This window comes from Chloracidobacterium sp., assembly GCA_016715795.1.
Taxonomy (GTDB): Bacteria; Acidobacteriota; Blastocatellia; order Pyrinomonadales; family Pyrinomonadaceae; genus OLB17.
On the sequence record JADJXP010000002.1, the window covers coordinates 2,160,077 to 2,179,884 of the forward strand.

Genomic DNA, 19,808 nt, shown 5'->3' on the forward strand with positions numbered 1-19,808 from the left:
CCCTAGTGGCCTTTCGCGGCGTTCAATCGGAACAGGTGCGTCTGAATCTGCTGTTGGTTGATCGTCGCGCTCAACTGGCCCGACACGACCGTTGCCGGTGAGAGCGTCGTCTCGATATGGGTGAGCCGCTCAGCCGAGGTGATCGGTTGCGAAAGGCTGAGCGTGTAGCCGAGCGGTGAATTAGACTGGTTCCACACGCGAACGACTATACCGCGGCTGATGCCATCCTCGGCGGGCTTCAGCGCCCAGAGCAGGACCTTGGGATCCGAGATATTCAGGAATGAGAAACTACTGGCCGGATATGGCCTTGTCCGTGTTCCGAGGCCGTCGATCATGGTCGCGATGAGCGGATTTTGATGTTCGAGTGAGAACTTCATCGACGCCGTCTGATCAAATGCGCCGTGCGTCCGAAGGGCAAACCGCTGCTTGAAATACCGGTCGCCGCCCTGGCCTGGAATGCCGAGGCTGCTGCCGTCGGTTTGGCCGCCGGCGAGGACATTTAGCTGCGGCGTCGTGGTATCGAGCGTCGATATGCTGCTCGCTCCGAGCCGCATGAACTGGTTGTCCCAGTTGGAGAGCGTAATGCCAAAGCCGCCCGTACCATCGGTCATGTCGGCAAAATGGTTCATCGTCAACCAATCGTAACGCGCATTTCGCGGGCTGTAATGGCCGCCGTTTGCGAGCAGCTTCGCGCGAATGACCGCGCCGACCTCCTCGTGCCACACGTCCGGCGTATTGATATCAAATGAGTATGCCCACGTCTTTACATCGCCAAAATTCGCCGTGATCTCATTCTGCACATCGACTCGGTCAACATCTCGATAGAGCGTGACCCGCGTCGTGTGAGCGATAGGGCTGGCAGAGGTCGCACGCAGAGTAACGCTGACTGGCCCGGCGTTCTCGATGACAACGGCGCCCGCTCGGTTGCCGCCGAGGTCATTGACCACGCGGCCGCCGATGTTGCGAACAAGCTCGCGATTCCCTCTCGTTTTATCCACGATGCTCGTGATCGCACCGTCGCCTGCGACCGTGACACGATAGTTTGCGTTCTCGATCGTTGATGCAACCGCCGTCGGGCCGCCGGAAAACTCCGCCGCTGCACCTTCGCGGATCTCAAAGACCTTATAGCCCACGGACGGGACGTTCGACGCAAGCACGCGAAGGGTCAGCTGATTGCCCGTCCTCACAACCTGCGACGGAACCTCCTGCCCTGTCGAGACATCGATCACGCGGGCCTTGTAGTTGCCGCGAAACGGCACATCAGCGAAGTCGGTCCTCGTCCAGTTCAGCGGGTTGAAGACGTAGAACCGCTGAAACTGTCCGTCGCGTGAGATCTGCTTTGCCATCTCGAATCGCGCGTCTTCGTACAGCTTATCGACGTATGCCGTTATCTCACCCTCGACCTGGCGGTTCCAGTTAGCCCGCGTTGCGCGCGGGATCGCACCGTCGGCGGTCCAGTCATGCTCAAAGTAGAGGCCCATGTCGAGCATCGCCTTGTCGCGGGCGGCGACGCGAGATGTCATGAATGACGGCTGATTCAATGATACGAGCGTCGCCATCGCCTCGGCTGTCCGCAGCTTCTCGGTCGAGCGTTTCACGCGGGCCGAGACCTCCGCCAGTGACGCTGTCAGAGCGTCCCATTCATTGCCGTAGGCAGCGGCATGAGTTTCGAGTCCGTCGCCGAACGACTTCTCAAAATCTCGAAAGAAATCTTCCTGGTTCGAGACGATGATGCGACGGTTGGCATTCGAATTCTGCTGTGCGACGGTCACGAACTCATCGCTCTTGTATTCGAGTTCGTCCCAACCGCGCCCGAACGCGGCGACCGCAGCGAACGGATACCGCGATTGAAAATTCGAATTCGTCTCGGCAAACGTGATCGCCGCCATCGGATTGAACGCCTCGGCATAGCCGCCAAAATGCTGGTTACCGACGAATAGCGAGTTCCATTTCATTAATATCCTGCTATCGTCGCGTCCCCCTGAGTAATAGATCTCGCGGTCACGGTTCTCAAGGCCTGAAACATGTGTCGCGCAGTTGCAGACGCCCTTCCAGCTATACTTTGCGCCCGATCCTGCCCAGAGCGAGGTCAAGCCGTAGGGCATTGTCTGGCCCTCCATCGCGATCGCGAGAGGAAATTTTACATTGTGCCGTCGCTCGATCAGGCCCGGATAATACATGCCGCGCAGTACCGCTTCGGACGGCGAACCGCCCTGCACCAGGACGAGAGCATTCAGAGCGACGCTCATATGCCCGTCGCGAACGCGCGACATCATCCGCTCAAACTGCTGCGGCGTGCGATTCTTCTCGTACTCCCACATCCACAGGCTGCCGTCGCAATTCCACCGCATCTGCGTGTCCGAGGGGTTGGCCGCCGTCTGGTCCATCTTGTCGAGGTAATAATCGATCATCGACAGGAATGCCTGTCGGTATGCCACGTCGTCGGCCACCCAAAAGTAATCCGTATGGTCGTCAGGCGAGATATAAAAGCGCCGCTGCGCTCTCGTGTTGGCTGCAAAAATCACCGACAGAGCCGCCGTCAGTATTAAGAAGATGAATATTCGGCGCACCTTAGCCATCTGGACTTGAAAGAAGACCAAATTATTAAACGCCAAAACTGAGCAGATTTCCAATCACGGTAAAAGGCATGCTACCGAATGATCTGAGGAAGGACGTTCTCCGCCTGTTCGAGTTCTTCGGGAAAATCAACCTCGATCCACGCCTTGCCTTCCGTCCAGCTAACGCCGATCTCCTCACCGGTAGCGATCAGGCCCATCAGGGCACGGGTGAAATACGCATTCGTTTCGCCCGCCTCGATCACGCGGTCAAGCTCGTCAAACATGGCTTCGCCACCTTGAGATGAGAACTTCGCGATGCCGAGGAAGGTGCCCGAGGCTTCGTCAAACTTAACATGCTTGCCAACGCTGGTGACGCGGCCGTCTGCGACGACTAGCTTCATCGTTTCTTCATGCAGATGCTTGTCAGCTACAAGAACGATGTCTCCGGCCTGCTCGCAGCAATTCACCAAAATGTCCGCGTGAAACAGAACGTCAGCGTGCATTACGAGAAACTCGCTGCCGCGTGCAGCGTCTTTTGCGGTCCACAGCGAATAGATATTGTTCGTCTCGGCAAACAACTCGTTGTAGACAAACTTGACCGCAAACGAATAGCGCGGCCCGACCTCGGCAAATTTCGCCTCGATCATCTCGCGGCAATATCCCGTTACGACCACGACCTCATCGACGCCGCATTTTTCGAGCGCGTCGAGTTGGTATTCGAGCAGCGTTCGGCCACCGACCTCTAAGAGGCATTTCGGCGTGGCCAGGGTAATCGGATACAGCCGCGTCGAGCGTCCGGCGGCCAGAAGGATGGCTTTCACGTTAGTTTGCGGCAACAGCGCTCAGGAAGCGGCGTGTCATTTCTTCGGGCTCGTAGGGAATGCGCGGCGTTCCTTTTTCATTGCCCGGCTCCACGTGGATGACCTCTACATTGTGGCCGATAGCGGCAAAATCAACGGCGTGCGAGCACGTTGGCTGATCGCCCGTCGATGCATAGGTGCCGTTGTCGATGATGTAGTGCTTGAGATTATCGAGCTTGAGATACTTGGAAACCGGCAGGCTGCCGAGCGACATCAGGGCGGCGCCGTCGCCATCGATGACGATCACCTGTCTGTCGGTATTCATCGCCAGCCCGATGCCGATCGATAAGGCACAGCCCATCGAGCCGCACATATAAAAATTAGCCGCTCGATCCTTCGCGACAAATACCTCGCGAGCGATCATGCCGGTCGTCGCAACCACGAGTTCGTCGGTGACCGTTTCCATTATCTGCCTGATGGCATCGATCCTCTTCATTTCGGTTCGGCCTCCTCGACGATGGTGTAATTGTCGTAATTCATCAGCTTTAGCAGGTCGCGCGAGATGCGATACATCTCAAAATGCTCAAACGGCGCGCGCCTGAGACTCACCAGAACGTGGATCGGTATCTCGTAGGGCGTGAGCAGCGAGGTTATCGCATTCACGAGATGGCCGAGGCCGGAACTTTGAATATAGACGAGCGGCTTTTTACCCGCCATATAGGCACCGGCGGCGATACTCAGGGCGACGTCCTCGCGCGTTGCGGGAATAAATTCCGTTGTCTCATCGGCCTCCATCTCTTTGATAAAGCCCTTGAGAAACGAGCACGGCACGCCTACAAAGAAGTCGTATCCCTGGGCTTTGAAATCGTGATAAAGATGACCGGTGTCTTCGCCGTGGCTCAATTCTCGACCTCCACCCACATATTCCTGTAATCGTCAAACGTATCGACCTCGGCCCAGCCTTTATAGATATCGAGGCACGATATCGCAATGCCGCGATCGATCAACTCCTGAAGCATGTCGCTAAACGAGGCTTTGTCAAAGGTTTCTGCCTCGTGAAACGCCCCTTCCGCATTACGCGCTTTCGCATCATGATAGGCAGCCTTGAACTGCTCGATGCCCTCTTCTGAGAACAGCGCCATGCCGATGAATTCGGCATTGGCGTGCGACTTGTCGAGCTTGCGGCCGGCCTTCAGCGCTGTGTTAAGGCTGTCGTCCGGCAGGAAGAGCCCCTCGCTCTTAAGCTGCCGCTGAGTCTGGATCATTTCCGGGTAGCTCGGGCTGCTGCCATTGAGCGAGCCATGGGCACCCGACTGAGCGTGATCAACAACGACGGTTATGTCAGCCTCCGAGCGAAGGAGCCGTTCGAGGATGCCTCGGTCAAAAACGATGTCACCGTAGAGCAGAAGTGTGCGCCCTTTTAACACCTGCTCAGCGGTAAAGAACGACCCTAGCGCGGTCGTGTTAGCAAAATCGTCATTGTCAAAGTACCGAACATCGGCGATATCGACCATCTCTTTTTTATAGCCGCGAACGACAGAGATATTGCGGACCCCGTATGAGATCAGGGAATCTATCTGTCGCTGGAGAATGGTCTTGCCCTTGACCTCGAGCATCGACTTGGGCCGGTCGGCGATGAGCGGCATCAGGTGCTCCTTAAAGCCCTGGCCCGCCGCAACGATCACGGCCGAGACATTCTGCGAGGTCGTCGGCAGATACTGCGCCTCATTGGCCTGCAGTTCGTCTACACCCATCAGCCGATAGACCTCTTTCATAGGCACGATATTCTCGTCGATCGTTGAGAGGCGTTGTGTCTCGCGGAGCTTCGAGAGCGTCGCCTGCGTGCTCTTGATCGCCGAGCGCAGGCCGTGATTGGCAAAAATGACCGCCTTGAAACCATTCTCTGCGAGTTCAGGAGCAGAGATCGTGTTGTAGGTCGTCGGAACGGACACGAGCGGCGTCTCGCGGTCCCACTGCTTGGCAAATTCAATGATCTCGTCCGGCAGCTTTGCCTTTGAGTGGATCAGGACGAGGTCAGCACCGGCGTCAGCGTATGCACGGCCGCGCTTGAGCGCCTCTTCCATACCCCAGCCTGCGATCAACGCCTCGGTGCGGGCGATGACGACGAAATCACGGTCCTTCTGCGTCTCTTTGGCGGCACGGATCTTCCCCGCAAACTCCTCGACAGATTCAAGTTCACGCTTGACGCTGTCGTAGAAGCTGCACCGCTTTGGGAAGACATTATCCTCTATACACACGGCGGCAATACCGGCCTTTTCATACTCCTCGACCATTCGCATCACGTTGATCGCGTTGCCGTAGCCGTTGTCACAATCGGCAATGACCGGGGCCTTGATGGCATCATTCATGCTCCGGGCAATGGCGAGGTTCTCAGCCATTGTCAAGATATTTGCATCCGGCATAGCATGTGAGGCCGAGATCTCGAATCCACTCGCCCATATGGCGTCAAAACCCGCCTCCTCGCCGAGTTTTGCCGTCAGGCCGTTGTGTGCCCCGATAACGAGCACCGGCTCGCGAGTCGCGAGCAGTTCACGCAGTTGTCTTGCTTTAGTCATCTTATTTTACCTACTAACGGAATACGCCCGTCTAGGACGGGCCGCATTGAGGAAGTCCAAACTTTTAATGATACCGTCTCGATGGCCTCAAATCCAATTCGACATGACTAGTAGAACGTCGCCGTTCGCTTCTCGCCCGTGTAATCAACGTAAACGACCTTAACATCGACATAAAAATCCAGTGCCATCGAGCCCAGCTCACGGCTGCCGACGCCGGTTGCTTTGATGCCGCCAAACGGTATGTGTGCCTCGCCGCCGACCGTCGCGGAGTTGATGTGCGTCACGCCCGTCTCTATCTCATCGACAAAGCGGAACACGCGCGAATTATCCTTAGTAAAGATCGCCGAGGTCAGGCCGTACTCGCTGTCATTTGCCACCGACATCGCCTCGTCAAAATCGCCCACGCGCATAACGGCAAGCACGGGCCCGAATATCTCTTCGCGGGCGATGCGCATATCGCTCGTAACACGATCAAAGACTGTCGGACGAATAAAGTAGCCGTTTGCCCCCTCGCCATTCATCGCCCCACCGCACAGCATCTCGGCGCCGTCCTCACGGCCCGATTCAATGTATCGAAGGACGTTCTCGTACTGATGTCTATCTACGACCGGGCCCATCTGCGTAGCCTCGTCAGCTCCGTTGCCAACTACGATGCTGTCCGCCCGCTTGACGAGTTTCTCGACAAATTCATCCGCAATGGAATCGACAACTATCGCCCGACTCGTTGCTGAGCAACGCTGGCCCGTCGCTCCGAACGCCCCTTTCGCGGTCGCATCCACGGCCAGATTTATATCTGCATCCTCCATAACGAGCATCGGATTCTTGCCTCCCATTTCGCAAAGGGCCTTGGCCCCGCGACGGGCGACCTGCTCATACAGCTTGATGCCGACATCATTCGATCCCGTGAACGAAACGCCGCTAACGGCCGGATGGCCGACGATCTCGTCTCCGGCCTCGGAGCCTGAGCCGATCACTAAATTCAGGACACCCGCCGGAACGCCTGCCTCCTCAAATATCTCAACGAGCCGCGTCGAGGTCGCAGGCAGTGCCGTCGCTGGCTTAAAAACGACCGTGTTCCCTGCTACGAGTGCGGGCGCGATCTTCCACACAGGAATAGCGACCGGAAAATTCCACGGCGTAATGCACGCGATTACGCCGAGCGGTTGCTTGATCGTGTACGCAAAATTTGACGGCAGTTCAGAGTAGATCGTCTCGCCCGCAATGCGTCGGCCCTCACCGGCGATATATTCCATGATGTTGATCGAGCGCCGCACTTCGCCGCGGGCCTCGGTCAGCGTCTTGCCCTCTTCGCGAGTCATGATCCGAGCCAGGTCCTCGAGGTTGTCGTCAAGGATTCCGGCCGCCCTGAAAAGTATCTTGCCTCGAACCGGCGGCGGAGTCGCCTTCCAATCACGGCGGGCAGCCTCGGCGGCCTCGACGGCACGACGGGCCTCATCGCGGGTTGCCGATCTGACGGTGCCAAGCACGTCCGACGTATCTGCCGGATTGACGTTGTCAAGGGTCTGTTCCGAGGCTGATGCTTCCCATGCCCCGTTTATAAAATTATTGTAATCACTCATTCGCGGTCAGATTTGAGCTTTTTCACCGGGCTGAAAAGTGTATTGGTATAAACGTGGAACATCCAGAAGAGGTTGGCGCTGAGCGCCGTCATAAAGAGGACGAACGGGAGCAAATGAACGATCGAGAAGAAGATGATGAAATACGGCACGACCGGACGGCGGATAACAAAATAGATCCTTCGCCCGATGCGTGTCACCTGGGACCGTGTCTCATATTTCTTGTGCGCCTCGGCCGCATACGTGCTGGCATTGGTCGCCCTCGTATTGCGCGCGTAGCTCGTCATTATCAGGCTGGTGATGGTGCCAAACAGGGCCGCGACGCCCAACCAGATGTAGAAAGGGTTGCCACTGGCCCGATAAAGCCCAGCTGTCACACCGAGACCGAACGATACGTAGAACACATAGTCGCACAACGTATCAAAATGGGCGCCAAAGTCGGATTCCTTTGACTTGATCCGGGCGATCGCACCGTCCACATGATCGAGCAACGCTGACAGATAGGTCACAAGCGCCGCCACGACGCCATAAAAATATCCGCCGCGAGAGAAAAGGTAGCCTGAATAAATGCTGACGATCACACCGATCAATGAGACCATATTTGGCGTGATCGGCGTCTTGAAAATGTAGGGCAATATCGGCTTCAGGATGCGCTTATTGCGCCGCGCATACATGCCGTCTGTTGACTTCCAGATGTAACGGATCAGGCGGCGCTCGGCACGCCGGACGCTGTCGCGCGATTCGATCTTCTCAACAAACCCGTTACCTACTTCGAAGAGTTCCACGCGGCCGTTCTTTCGGTACGCCGCGGCACGCTCCGCAATATACTCCGGTTCTGGCGACTCGAACGATGCGACATCCGCCGCCGGCATCCGATAGAGGCCGAGTTCTCGAGCGATCGGAATAGCCGCAAACTCCTCATCGGTAATCACTTGCCCGTCGTTCAGATGAAATCGCCTCTCGGCATTAGACGGAGAATCGATGTCCTTTATATCGACGGCGATCACCGAATCGAACCCGTTACCGGGCGTCATGGTGGCAAAATTGTGCAATAAGCGGTATTCGCTTAACCGGTCCGATGTGAATACAAGCACGTCGTCATCACAGGTCGTTCGTATCGCATCGCGCCAGTCTGTGTCCGAAAAAGTGCATCGCTGAAAACTCGTCCGCCTTATGTCGTCGAGCACCGCTTCCAGCTCCGCCGTCCGCTCATCCATTACGACGAAGATGGTCGCAAAACCGGCCCGCCGGAGGTCGATCACATTACGCTTAACCAGCGGCACGTCCGTTATCCGGAAGCAAGCAAGCGTTTGCCCCTCGAATTGCTCTTGTGAATTAACGAACAGGACGGCAGTTGATGTCATTTGTTCAATGCCTCCTCGGTGGCTAGTTCGCTGACGGCTACGGCTTTCTTGGCGTCAGAGCGTCCTTTCTGAAAGGCGTACATCCAGATGAACAGGCCGTATGCCGCCCAGAAGATCGATCTGATCTTCTCGATCAGCGAGAGAGTGACGCCAGCCGACACGCCCATTCCGAGCATCTTGAGCAGGATCGCGTTGCTGCCTTCCATGACGCCGACCTGGCCGGGCACAAAGAAGAACAATATATTGACGACCTTCATCATTGCCTCGACGATATACGAGGTGAGCGGTGTGACAGCGGCGCCGATGAAGTAGAGAATAAGATAGACCTCGACAACATTCACAAGATTAGCCGCTATCTCAAGGAAGAAGACGGCATAGAACGCGCCGCTCTTTCGCTGGTAAAACTCGTGGACCTTGTCCTCGGTATGGCCGATGCTGTGGGTGCGGTCTTTGAACCACTGAATATCAGTCCTGCGAGCAAGCCAATGCCCAAGCCGCGTAAAGGCCTTGATGCGTTTTGAAATGACGTACTGGACGCCGATGATCGACAGCACCATGCCGATGGCCAGCGACGCAGACATTATCTTGACGCTCGTCTTCGTCGAATAATTGGCCAGGAGCAGGGCGAGGCCGCTGATGACGACGAGAATAACACTGACGGTGTAGGCGAGATTCTCTATGATGATCGACGACATGCCGTGGACCATCGGCAGCCGCTTGCGGATCAGCACGGCCTTGCTTGTCTCACCCAGGAACGGCCCCGTAAAGCTCAATAACCTTACGGCATCGCCCGCGAGCCTTATGTTGAACAGGTCGATGATGCGGATATTGCGGTGATCTTCCTCAATGCAGTACAGCCAGGCGATCGACCTCAGCCAGTGCCGCACGGCCGAGATCGCCATCACGATCACAAAGCCGAAGCCCATCAACCGCAGCGAGTCAGCGATCTGGCGCAGACCGACCGATGATACGACGTAATAGAACAGGATCAGCCCTAATACCAGGAACAGGACCTGAAGGGCCTTGATATGTCTTAAAACTCTCGCCATCGAAAAGCGTTTTCAGAAAAAACGCAAAAATAGCCGTCGGCCTTACTTCGCGTGCAGCAAGGCGTGACCGCAATAGATTGTATCAGTTAGAAGCCGATTCTCTTAAGTGATACGCCGGAAACCCGACTCCTACGTCTACCCTAATTCGGTTTTACGACGATGTTTGGCTTGACCACGGGTTTAATAATCATCGGCTTCAAAATCGGCGTCGGCAATTTCTTCTTTGGCATTACCTCGAAATACCGCGGCGGCAGCTTATAGCCTTCGCCTCTGGCCTCGACCCAGGAAACCCAGCTTCCAATGCCATGCGTGCCGTACTTTATCCAGCCGTAACCGCGCTCATCTCCCCATCCTGCCTCAAATCCCCAGTTCTGCCCCCAGGAATTCTTGATCAGCCAGGCGCCGCGGGTGTCGTCCCAACCGATGATGGCGACATAATGCCCGCCGACCTTGTGGCCGGCCTCTTTGTCATCGTCATCATTATAGACGTCGTTGGCCGCAATATCTCCGCCGATATAGGCCCCGAAAGTGCCGCCGGCATCTACCCACGAAGCCACCGCCCCGTGCTCGCAGAGCGACTGTTTTATGTTCTGAACGCCCGGAGCTCCCGGAGCATCGGGACTTGCCCAACCCCAAACAAGGGCATCGTATGGCGACGCAATGCCAGCGTCGGCAGTGCCGGTGATCCCAAGGTCGGGCATTATGGTCTCGGACGTGGTCCCATTCAGGACCAGGAATTCACTTGCAAGATCCGAGCGTCCGCCGGGAGGAAACTCGCAGACGCCGGCACCGTTATTGTTGTTAGATACGACATATTGCTCAGAGCCATCGACCGACTTATTATTCCTGATGAGGTAGCTTGATTCATACGCCGCCAACGACGCGTACGCCCAGCAGTTTCCGCATTTCTGTGAGCGGACCGGCGTGATTTTGCCTTGCTTTCGCCAGTCCCATGCCTTCAAATTCGCCGAACAAGGAAGCTGTAATATTTGCTTTCCGGCCGCCAACCGCGCATCACGATCGATCTTCAACACGTCCATGGCCAACGAATACTGTTTCCGGGCCTGCACCGACGAGACATCGGGCTTCTTCCCGCCGGTGATATTCTCCACGCCGCGCTCAAGAGCGTGGGTATAGCCAACCTTGAACGTCAACTTCTTCGTCTGAACTCGGCTCCGGATCTTATTCAGGTCGGTCTTTACCTTTGCCGTCGCTCTGGCTTCACGGACGTTGTAGTCCTCACGCTGCGCCAATACATCGCCCGTAAGGAATAGGAAAACGGTAATAGAAATAAATACGGGGACAATCTTCATCGCTGCTTCTCCTTGTAATTACTATCGATCCTGTTCCCCAACTGAGTTATAGCATAAAGGCCGACGGCCTCGCATCGCAGTAAGCCTCCTTTGCGGTTTTAGTAAGGGTTGTTTCTGTCGTGTTTCATTAAACCACTTCAAACTGATGCACTACCCTCTCGGCCATGTTCTTGACATGTTGCCCGAATAGGATAATACTTCTCTCACAACCTAACTTCGATTCGGTTTTGAACGCAGGACGATGTCACCTCGGCGACGGGGCTTCTGCAGAATATTTGGAACTAAGGAGACCAACTGCGATGCTAAAAAGGCTATTTTTTGCCGGTATTGTTTCCATTCTGTTTGTTTCGGCGGCGGCTGCCCAAGGCGGCTCGACCAAGGGAAGCAGCGATGCAAAGACCTCAACTGAGACAGCCGCCAAATCAGCGGCGTTTCGTCCGACCAAGGAGCAGGTGATGCAGGGGCAGAAGTTTCTCAAGGAGCAGAAACTCTACAACGGCGAGGCCACCGGCCTATACAATAATGAGACCCGCGCCGCGATCAAGAGCTATCAGAAGGCGAATGGGCTTGCGCTCACGGGGAACTTTAATCAGGCAACGCTGGGCAAGATGAACATTGCCTTTACCGACAAACAGAAAGCAGCGGCGACAGGGATCGTCATGCCGGTCGAATCAACAGCAGGCAAAACCGGAGCCGTTACGCCGACGGATTCCAAGGCAAGCAAGACGGGCGCCGTTACGCCGACCGATTCCAAAGCCGGCACTATTGTCGGCCACGAGACGGTAAGCAATCCGTCAGCGACCGCCGATCCGAAGCGCCCGGCGCCGTTCCGTGCGAATGACGACCAGATCAAGGCGGCGCAGCAGATACTGCGCGACGGAAAGATGCTAACGGGCGGTGAGGACGGCAAACTTGACGATCTGACGCGCGAAGGGCTAGGTGCCTTTCAGGAGGCGAAGGGCATGAAAGTGACCAAGACGTTAAATGCCGCGACACTCGACAAGATGGGAATCGCGCTGACGGACAAGCAGAAGGAACAGGTGGCCGCGCAGGCGGCGTACGACGCGGCCAAAGCTGCGAGTAAGGCCCAATAAAATGGGTTCAATTGGGAAGCGGGCCGGGGCGATATGCCGCCGGCCATTTTTTTGAGATATGCGTACTAAATTACTGACACTTACCCTCATATTGATGCTTTCTGCGGTCGTGTCGGCCCAACGATCTGGAGCCTCAGCCGCCATCCGCAAGGTCATGGACGAGCAGGTCACGGCGTGGAACAATGGCGACCTTGAGGCATTCATGCAGGGCTATTGGAAATCGGATAAGCTCAAGTTCGTGTCTGGCGACAGGATCACATACGGCTGGGAGCCGACGCTCGACAACTATCGCAAGACCTACGGATCGCCCGGCATGATGGGCAAGCTGACATTTTCGGATCTCGATATTACTGTGCTGTCGAGCAGTGCCGCGTTTGTCGTCGGCAGTTGGTCGCTGGAACGCGAAAAGGACAATCCGAAAGGCAAGTTCACGCTGCTCTTTCGCAAACTCAAAGAAGGCTGGCGAATCGTTACCGACCATTCCAGTTGACACTACTAGCGGTACTTGGGACGCTCCTTCGCAGTGAAGAGCGGTTCGAGATATTCGATTGTCTTGGTGACAGCACCGCGATTTGCGTTCATCACGGCCAGAGCATTTCGGCCCAAAATATCACGTCGAGCAGCATCCGATAGAAGTGCGCGGAATTCATCCGCGAGTTTTCCTGACCCATCCTTTTCTGTAACTCGCCCGATCTGCCTCAAAGCGTCCTTTGATAGAAACTCCTTGACCGCGGCCGCAAAATTCGCGGTGTGCGAACCGGTGATGATGGCGCGCCCGGCGGCGGCGGGTTCGTAGATGCTCTGGCCGCCGTGCGGGATCAGGCTGCCGCCGACGAAGACGATCTCAGCAAGCGGGTAGGCCGCGCGCAGTTCGCCGATCGAATCAAGCAATATGACCTCGGCCGTGTGGTCGCGGCCTGAAGGCTGTTCACTGCGACGGACCCAAGAGAAACCGCTCGCTTTGATCAACCCCGAAACCTCGGCGAAGCGTTCGGGATGTCGGGGCGCGATCATCAGCCGAGGCAGATGTTCACTCGATGATTTCCAGACCTCGCGAAACGCCTCGATCACCCATTTTTCCTCAGGCGAGTGCGTGCTTGCGGCGATGATGAGCGGCTCGTCGGGCGTGATCCCAAAGCGTTCGCGCAACTCGGCGGTCAATGCCGTCGCCTTATCGTCGAGATCGTGAACAAACTTGAGATTGCCCGTCACGCGCACCTTGCTGCCGCGGGCACCGAGTGCCATCAGGCGCGTAGCGTCGGATTTGTCCTGCATCAGGGCCAGTTCGAGATAGTTGAGGACGCGCTTCATAAACCGCTTGATCTTTGTGTAGCGGTTGAGCGAGCGTTCCGACAGGCGACCGTTGACGATGGCAACGCGGGCACCTGATTTGTAAGCCTCGCGGAAAAAGTTGAACCAGATCTCGGTCTCCATCACGAGCACGACCGATGGCCTGATGCGCCGCAGCGAACGCCGAACGGTATTTCGCCAGTCGAAAGGGAAGTAAAAGACCAGATCGGCAACGCCCGCAAAACCTTCCTTTGCGACCTTCTGCCCTGTTCGCGTCGTTGTCGATACGACAAGCGAATAGTCGGCGAAGCGTTGCTTTATCTTCTCGGCCAGCGGCCGCGCGGCGTTAACCTCGCCAACCGAGACGCAGTGCAGCCATACGACTCTCTTGCCCTTCCGATCGAATGCTGGAAGAAAGCCAAGACGCTGTTTGAAGCCCGCGGCATACTTCCCTCGGCGAAGAAGAAACACCGGCACCATCAAGACGAAGCCGAGCGTGTATATGATGCCGTAAAGAAGGTACATTGGCGGAAAGTGAAAAGTGAAAGAGTGAAAAGGTGAAAAAGCCGAAGTCTTCCTCCTTCCTTTTCACTTTTTCACTCTTTCACCATTTCACAGGCTTACTTGACTCTTTCCATGTACCGCGATTCAGCGGGATTGACGCGGATCTTTTCACCTTCGACGATAAAGGGCGGCACCTGAAGCGTTACGCCGTTCTCGAGGGTTGCAGGTTTGTTGGAGTTTGACGCGGTCGCACCTTTCATCACGGGTTCGGTCTCGGTCACGGTCAGTTCCATCGAGGCGGGCAGAGCGACGCCGATGGGCGTACCGTCGTAGAATTCGACCTCGATGGTGAGATTCGGGATCAGCCATTGGGCGGCATCGCCGAGATCCTCGTCCGTGAGGGCCACCTGCTCGAAGGTCTCGTTGTTCATAAAATGATGATGCGAGCCGTCCGAATACATGTAGTCCATCTTGTGCTGCTCAAGTGTCACCTTTTCGAGCGTGTCGTTCGAGCGAAAGCGAAACTCGAACGAGTTGCCCGTGAGTAGGTTCCTCAGCCGTGCCTGCACCATTGCCCGCAGGTTGCCGGGCGTGTGGTGGTGAAATTCCATGACCTTCACGGGCGAACCCTCGTGAAGAATTACCATGCCTTTGCGTATGTCGTTTGCCGAAATTGCCATAACCTTAAATATTACAAAAGGGTTAGTGTAGTTTCCTGACCGTCAACTGTCTAGGCACACACCTGATTTCTTCTCTGCGTCTCTCTGCGAAAATCTCTGCGTTCTCTGCGTGGAATCTGGCTGCGGTTGGGATCCACGCAGAGATCGCGGAGGTTTTCGCGGAGATCGCAAAGAGGAGACTCTAGCGCACCGTTACCCGGAACCGAAATCGCCCCTTCCACGGGTCGGCCTTTTGGCATTCCTGGACTGTCAGAATGTAATCGCCGCGCTCCGTCGGAAAAACCTCGCGGCGGGCGTGGCACGACAGGTCGAGGTCGTCGCCAAATGAACTTCCGTCCGGCGACGTGATCCAGATCGAGACCGGATTTGCGTCGCCGATCGGCTCGGTCGTCAGCCGCTGGCCCTTTCGGACGCGAATGGCATATTTGCGAACCGATCTGAAACTCGACAAACGACCGCTGACGACGGCCGAGCGAGCGCCGGGCTTAAACGTGATACGACTGGCCTTCTGGGCGACAGCGGGCAATGTGAACAGGCCAACGATCAAGAACGCGAACATGAGCGGCAATATCTTCTTCATCGCTCTACTTCCCCTTTGTAAACGGCAGCGGTGGCGGCTCTTCGCCCTCGGCCGGATAGCCGCGGTTGATCGACTTGTAAATGTTGATGATCTGATCGACCCAGTCCTTTGCCTCGGCGTTCGTCGGGTCGTGCTTGAGCGTTCGGCGATAGTCGCCAAGGGCCGAGGCGTACTGCCGCGCACCGGTCAGGGCATTAGCCCGAGCGAGATAGGCCTCAGCAAGGCCTTTTTTTGCTGCCGTGTCAGACGGCTGGTCGCCGGCGGCTTTCTCGGCTTTTGCGATCGCGGCGTCAAACGTCGAGGTGTCGATCGCGTCACCGCTCTGCGTCCATTTCGAAGGAGCTCCGGCGGAGTTTGCCGCGGGCGGCTGGCGCTCATTGGGGCCGTGGGCGATGGAGGTCTGCGAACGCTCGTTCGTCGGAGTCGTTGAATTCGAGTTCTGCGGGATCGGCTGCGGCGTGTTCATGCACGCGGTGAGCAGCGAAGCTGCGGCAACCAGAATGAGATTTTTCATAGGTTTACAGTAGTGTCTTAATTCGTGCATTCGTGGCTAATATGTTTTCAAGAAACTTTGCCCACGAATGCACGAATAAATCCAAACAAAGGCACTGCCAGATTTACTTATCAATGTATGGCCGCGACTGAACGACGTAAATACGATTGCCGATCATGCCCCACTCGATGTCCTGTTCGCGCTTGCCGCCAAAGGCGCGTTTGATGCTGCCGGCGACGCGGGCGAGGCTGCGTGCCTGAGCATCGGTGAGAACACGTTTTCTCGCCCCCGCGCATTTATCCACCGTTTTGAGGTCGCCTTTTGGGTCGAAGGCGAGAGCGCTTTCCTGCTGAGACAGCGTCATCAGGACAACGGCGTTCGACTTCGGGTTGTAGAGTATCTGCTCGGGAATGCCTGCGTTATCGACGACCTTTGAATTATGCCCGCAGACGGCCGAGATATAGACGGAGTCCTTGCTCTTCGGGTCAAACGGGTCCTTTGTGATCATCACGCCGCCCCGCTCCATATCGATGCCGATCTGGATAAGGGCCGACATATAAACGTCGGTCTGGCTGACGTAATTGCGCACCCGCGCCTCGTATGCCTCGAATTTCCACAAGCTGGCCCAGACCTTCTTTACGGCCTCGATCAGTTTGTCTTCCGCGATCACGTTTGGAACGCTGGAATACAATCCGGCGCCTGAGAAATTTGGCAGATCTTCGCTGTTTGACGAGCTGCGGACAAATACAGGCTTTGACGAAAGCTGTGTCTTCCATTTGGTGATGATCGCGGAGCGCAGTTCGTCGTCAAACTTGCCGTTCTGTATCGCGCTGCGAAACTCCTCGAGCTTTTGCCGCCGCACACGCGGATTATGGACAAAATCGTTGTTGTCCATATTGTCCTCGATGATCTTGTTCAGATCGTTGCGCCGCATGAATTCGTCGTACCAGTGAAACGGGATGGCGAATCCGTCAGGGATGATGATCCCGGCGACTTTTTTGTTTATCATCTCGCCGAGGTTGGCCGATTTTGAACCGTATTTGATGCTGTCCGCCGTTCGCATTTCCTTTAACCCGGCCAGGCTTGTCGTCTTGAGATCGACCGGCGGAATCTGCTGATCGGGCGAAGAGAATCGCTGCTTGATGTCATCGGACGACGCCATGTCGAATTTGTAATCAGTCAGGCTCGCCTCGAGCCGCATCACATATGTGTCGAATTGGCGAAACAGCTTATCGGCGTCCTTGATATAGACATTTGGGATGTTCCAGCCTTTTGCGAGGATGTTGATGTGCGACAAGGGCGATGAGGGCTTTGCGACGATGACGCCGCGCACCGGCGGCAGCGTGATCGGCAGCTCGCGCAGCACGACGATCTCGTTGTCGCCGATCTCGACCGTGTCGTCGAGCTTGTCGATGATGTGTATGCGCCCGACGGCCGTGCCTGTGTTGAGGGCGAGATACGCCTGGTTGCGATTAAGCTCATCCTGCGAGATCCGTTCGATGCCGAGATCGGCAGAGGCGTCCTCCTGTCGGATCGAGTTGGGCTTGTAGGCGACCTTTTCGTAGAAGTGGTTGTTAATGACGTCGTTCGCGGCCTTGATCATCTCGCCCGATGCGAGGTCGCCTTCCCAAAGCTCCCACGTAAAACGCTCGACCGGCGCCTGCCACGCGATGGTGCCGACGAGAAAACGGCGATCCTGGTCGATGTAAACAGGTTTGAATATCTCGGTGCCGCGAGGGATGAGATACGTCGCCAGCAGAAAATCCTTGTGAAATCGAAATTTTTGCGAGTTGATAAAGTAGATCTTGTTTCCCGCCTTTCGGTCGATGACGAACATCACGTGCGGCATCGCGTAGGGCGTGTCCTGATGATAAACGCGGGCAATGGAGTTAAAGGCGTTTCGCGACTCGATCTTCGGCAGAGAATTTGCCTTTGAGTCGGGCCGCTTTGCCATTGCACCGGCCGGCTCGCGCGTCGGCGTCGGCTTGCGCGACATTTGAGCCGTTGTTGTCGCGGCCATCGCGGCAACCAACAATGACGGCATCAGGTAAGCCACGAATGCACGAATAAGAGATTTATTCGTGCATTCGTGGCCAATTCTTTTTGGAAACAGCATACTCCCTATTTTGATGCTCCATCGGCGTTCGGGCGTTTATCGGTGAATAGAAAACGGTTGCGCAGGCCGCGAAGCTCGGCCTCACTTTCGATCGATATGTCGAGATCGCGAATGAGGCCGTCAGCGAGGCTGTAGACCCAGCCGTGGATCGAGAGCGGCTGGGCGCGTTCCCACGCGTCCAGCACGATCGTCGTTTCGCCGACGTTGACCACCTGCTCGGCGACGTTCAGTTCACAGAGCTTGTTATTTCGCTCGGTTGGATCGCATATTGCTTCGAGGCGATCTGCATGCAGGTTCGCGGTGTCGCGTATGTGCCGCAGCCAGTTGTCGATCAGGCCGTGACGTTCGCTGTCCATGGCGGCCACAATACCGCCGCAGCCGTAATGGCCGCACACGATAATGTGCTCGACCTGCAGCACCTCGACCGCAAACTGTATCACCGACAGGCAGTTCATATCGGTGTGATTCACGAGGTTTGCGACATTGCGGTGAACGAAAACCTCGCCCGGTGCGAGATCGACTATCACGTTGGCCGACACGCGGCTGTCCGAACAGCCGATCCAGAGATAATCGGGATTTTGCTGATCGGCGAGACGCGTAAAGAAACGCGGGTCTTGTTCCCGCGACCTCTCGGCCCACTGTTTGTTATTGGCGAGCAGATGCTCGATGTTGCTCATTTGACCTATTCTAACGGCGTTCAAACCGGCGAACAACTCCCTCGGTGTCGCATGTCGCCACAATTTCACCGTATAGGACTAAGCATACTGGCTGCAATACTTACGGTCATTGCATCGCCAAAGTGTCCCGCTACTGTCCCAGACCTAAGTGGGACACATAAGTGTCTGTGTTTTCAATAGTTACGGGCGTTTTTGTCGCCTGTTCCACTGTTTTTGAAAAAAACTTTTCTTACGGCAAAAATCGTGCATTGCGACAGTGAAACAACGTATCACATCGTCAACGAGAAGTCAAGAGTCTTCTTCGGTTTCGGCCGTACGCCGGTTGTTGCTCTCCTTGATCTGGAATCGAACGCTCAGGAAGAAACAGACTGCTCCCAGCACAGCTGCGATAAAGAGGCCGTCCGTATTGCCGAGCCAGAAAAGCACGCCCGCGGCGGCGGCTAGGACGACGGCGAGGATTTGGAATAGGCGTTCCACGCGTCAGTTTGCCTTGCGTGCGACATCGGCAAAGCTCTCGCCGCGGAAAAAGGCGGCGACGGCTCGGAAGAGTTTTCGCACGGCACGCATGACCTTTGGGAAGAACCAGAGAAAGAACAATAGAAAGACTATCAACACCGCAGCGATGACCATCGGGGCGAAGACCGCGAGAACCACGCCGATCAGCACGATGCCGTCCTCGACGAATGACAGGGCCCAATTCGATACCGGCTCGGGCGAGAAATTCGCCCCGACGCGTGCCGCCGCCTTTGTGCCGTGCGAAGCAAACGCCAGCCCGCCGCCGACCAGCGCCGCCGGGATCGTTATGCTCTCATCGAGTTGATTTGTCGCCGCATACGCGACGACCGCACCGGCCGGAATACGGATGAACGTGTGAACAACGTCCCAAACGCTGTCCACATAAGGGATCTTGTCCGCAAAAAACTCGACCAGATACAGCCCGCCCGCAAAACCGATGATCCACCAGTTATCCAGCACGTCGAGCCCGCCGGGCAGTTTGGTTGCACCGAACTTCTGGAGCAGGCCGAGAACGGTCACGGTCGCGTATAGATTGATCCCGCTCGTCCAGGCCGAGCCGAGTGCTAGACTCAAGGTCGCGAACCACTCCATAACGCTTACCTCGTCAGCAATTCTACACGA

The 19,808-nt window shown here is 56.2% G+C and carries 19 protein-coding genes; 2 read left to right on the top strand and 17 right to left on the bottom strand.

What is annotated here, in order from left to right; genetic code table 11:
• Window positions 1-2: 2 nt before the first annotated feature.
• The 9 genes from IPM59_14950 to IPM59_14990 form a co-directional block, all read right to left on the bottom strand.
• Window positions 3-2,579 carry a glycoside hydrolase gene (locus IPM59_14950; protein ID MBK9216864.1) on the bottom strand — a complete coding sequence of 859 codons (2,577 nt, stop codon included), beginning with the start codon at window positions 2,577-2,579 and terminating at the stop codon, window positions 3-5.
• Between the two features lie 71 nt (window positions 2,580-2,650).
• Entirely contained in the window at window positions 2,651-3,379 is a 729-nt protein-coding gene (locus tag IPM59_14955) for a phosphocholine cytidylyltransferase family protein (protein MBK9216865.1), read from the bottom strand.
• 1 nt (window position 3,380) lies between these two features.
• Complete coding sequence (locus tag IPM59_14960) at window positions 3,381-3,854, bottom strand: sulfopyruvate decarboxylase subunit beta (protein MBK9216866.1); 474 nt, start codon at window positions 3,852-3,854, stop codon at window positions 3,381-3,383.
• Window positions 3,851-4,261 carry a sulfopyruvate decarboxylase subunit alpha gene (locus IPM59_14965; GenBank protein ID MBK9216867.1) on the bottom strand — a complete coding sequence of 137 codons (411 nt, stop codon included), beginning with the start codon at window positions 4,259-4,261 and terminating at the stop codon, window positions 3,851-3,853. The genes IPM59_14960 and IPM59_14965 overlap by 4 nt, the downstream gene beginning before the upstream one ends.
• Window positions 4,258-5,934: an isocitrate lyase/phosphoenolpyruvate mutase family protein gene (locus tag IPM59_14970; protein ID MBK9216868.1), complete on the bottom strand. Its 1,677-nt coding sequence runs from the start codon at window positions 5,932-5,934 to the stop codon at window positions 4,258-4,260. The genes IPM59_14965 and IPM59_14970 overlap by 4 nt, the downstream gene beginning before the upstream one ends.
• Window positions 5,935-6,041: 107 nt before the next feature.
• Complete coding sequence (locus IPM59_14975) at window positions 6,042-7,514, bottom strand: aldehyde dehydrogenase family protein (GenBank protein MBK9216869.1); 1,473 nt, start codon at window positions 7,512-7,514, stop codon at window positions 6,042-6,044.
• Entirely contained in the window at window positions 7,511-8,875 is a 1,365-nt protein-coding gene (locus tag IPM59_14980) for a CDP-alcohol phosphatidyltransferase family protein (GenBank protein ID MBK9216870.1), read from the bottom strand. Before IPM59_14980 ends, IPM59_14975 begins: the two co-directional genes overlap by 4 nt.
• Entirely contained in the window at window positions 8,872-9,924 is a 1,053-nt protein-coding gene (locus tag IPM59_14985; GenBank protein ID MBK9216871.1) for a flippase-like domain-containing protein, read from the bottom strand. Before IPM59_14985 ends, IPM59_14980 begins: the two co-directional genes overlap by 4 nt.
• Window positions 9,925-10,064: 140 nt before the next feature.
• Complete coding sequence (locus IPM59_14990) at window positions 10,065-11,237, bottom strand: hypothetical protein (protein MBK9216872.1); 1,173 nt, start codon at window positions 11,235-11,237, stop codon at window positions 10,065-10,067.
• Window positions 11,238-11,536: 299 nt separating this feature from the next.
• On the opposite strand from IPM59_14990, the gene IPM59_14995 reads away from it, so the two are divergent.
• A complete protein-coding gene (locus tag IPM59_14995) occupies window positions 11,537-12,331 on the top strand; it encodes a peptidoglycan-binding protein (GenBank protein ID MBK9216873.1) in 795 nt (264 codons plus the stop codon).
• A gap of 58 nt (window positions 12,332-12,389) precedes the next feature.
• Window positions 12,390-12,821 (top strand): DUF4440 domain-containing protein, encoded by a 432-nt coding sequence (locus IPM59_15000; GenBank protein ID MBK9216874.1) that lies wholly within the window; start codon window positions 12,390-12,392, stop codon window positions 12,819-12,821.
• Between the two features lie 5 nt (window positions 12,822-12,826).
• Here IPM59_15000 and IPM59_15005 read toward each other — a convergent pair whose 3' ends face one another.
• The 8 genes from IPM59_15005 to IPM59_15040 form a co-directional block, all read right to left on the bottom strand.
• A complete protein-coding gene (locus IPM59_15005; protein MBK9216875.1) occupies window positions 12,827-14,146 on the bottom strand; it encodes a 3-deoxy-D-manno-octulosonic acid transferase in 1,320 nt (439 codons plus the stop codon).
• A 95-nt stretch (window positions 14,147-14,241) separates the two neighbouring features.
• Complete coding sequence (efp, locus tag IPM59_15010) at window positions 14,242-14,805, bottom strand: elongation factor P (protein MBK9216876.1); 564 nt, start codon at window positions 14,803-14,805, stop codon at window positions 14,242-14,244.
• 181 nt (window positions 14,806-14,986) lie between these two features.
• Window positions 14,987-15,385 (bottom strand): hypothetical protein, encoded by a 399-nt coding sequence (locus IPM59_15015; protein MBK9216877.1) that lies wholly within the window; start codon window positions 15,383-15,385, stop codon window positions 14,987-14,989.
• A gap of 4 nt (window positions 15,386-15,389) precedes the next feature.
• Window positions 15,390-15,899 (bottom strand): tetratricopeptide repeat protein, encoded by a 510-nt coding sequence (locus tag IPM59_15020; protein ID MBK9216878.1) that lies wholly within the window; start codon window positions 15,897-15,899, stop codon window positions 15,390-15,392.
• A gap of 103 nt (window positions 15,900-16,002) precedes the next feature.
• Window positions 16,003-17,922: a PEP/pyruvate-binding domain-containing protein gene (locus tag IPM59_15025; protein MBK9216879.1), complete on the bottom strand. Its 1,920-nt coding sequence runs from the start codon at window positions 17,920-17,922 to the stop codon at window positions 16,003-16,005.
• Between the two features lie 77 nt (window positions 17,923-17,999).
• Window positions 18,000-18,671, bottom strand: a complete 672-nt coding sequence (can, locus tag IPM59_15030) for a carbonate dehydratase (GenBank protein ID MBK9216880.1) — start codon at window positions 18,669-18,671, stop codon at window positions 18,000-18,002.
• A 288-nt stretch (window positions 18,672-18,959) separates the two neighbouring features.
• Window positions 18,960-19,148 (bottom strand): hypothetical protein, encoded by a 189-nt coding sequence (locus tag IPM59_15035; GenBank protein ID MBK9216881.1) that lies wholly within the window; start codon window positions 19,146-19,148, stop codon window positions 18,960-18,962.
• Window positions 19,149-19,151: 3 nt separating this feature from the next.
• On the bottom strand, window positions 19,152-19,778 hold the full coding sequence (locus IPM59_15040; protein ID MBK9216882.1) for a DUF4126 domain-containing protein: 627 nt from the start codon (window positions 19,776-19,778) through the stop codon (window positions 19,152-19,154).
• Window positions 19,779-19,808: the final 30 nt, after the last annotated feature.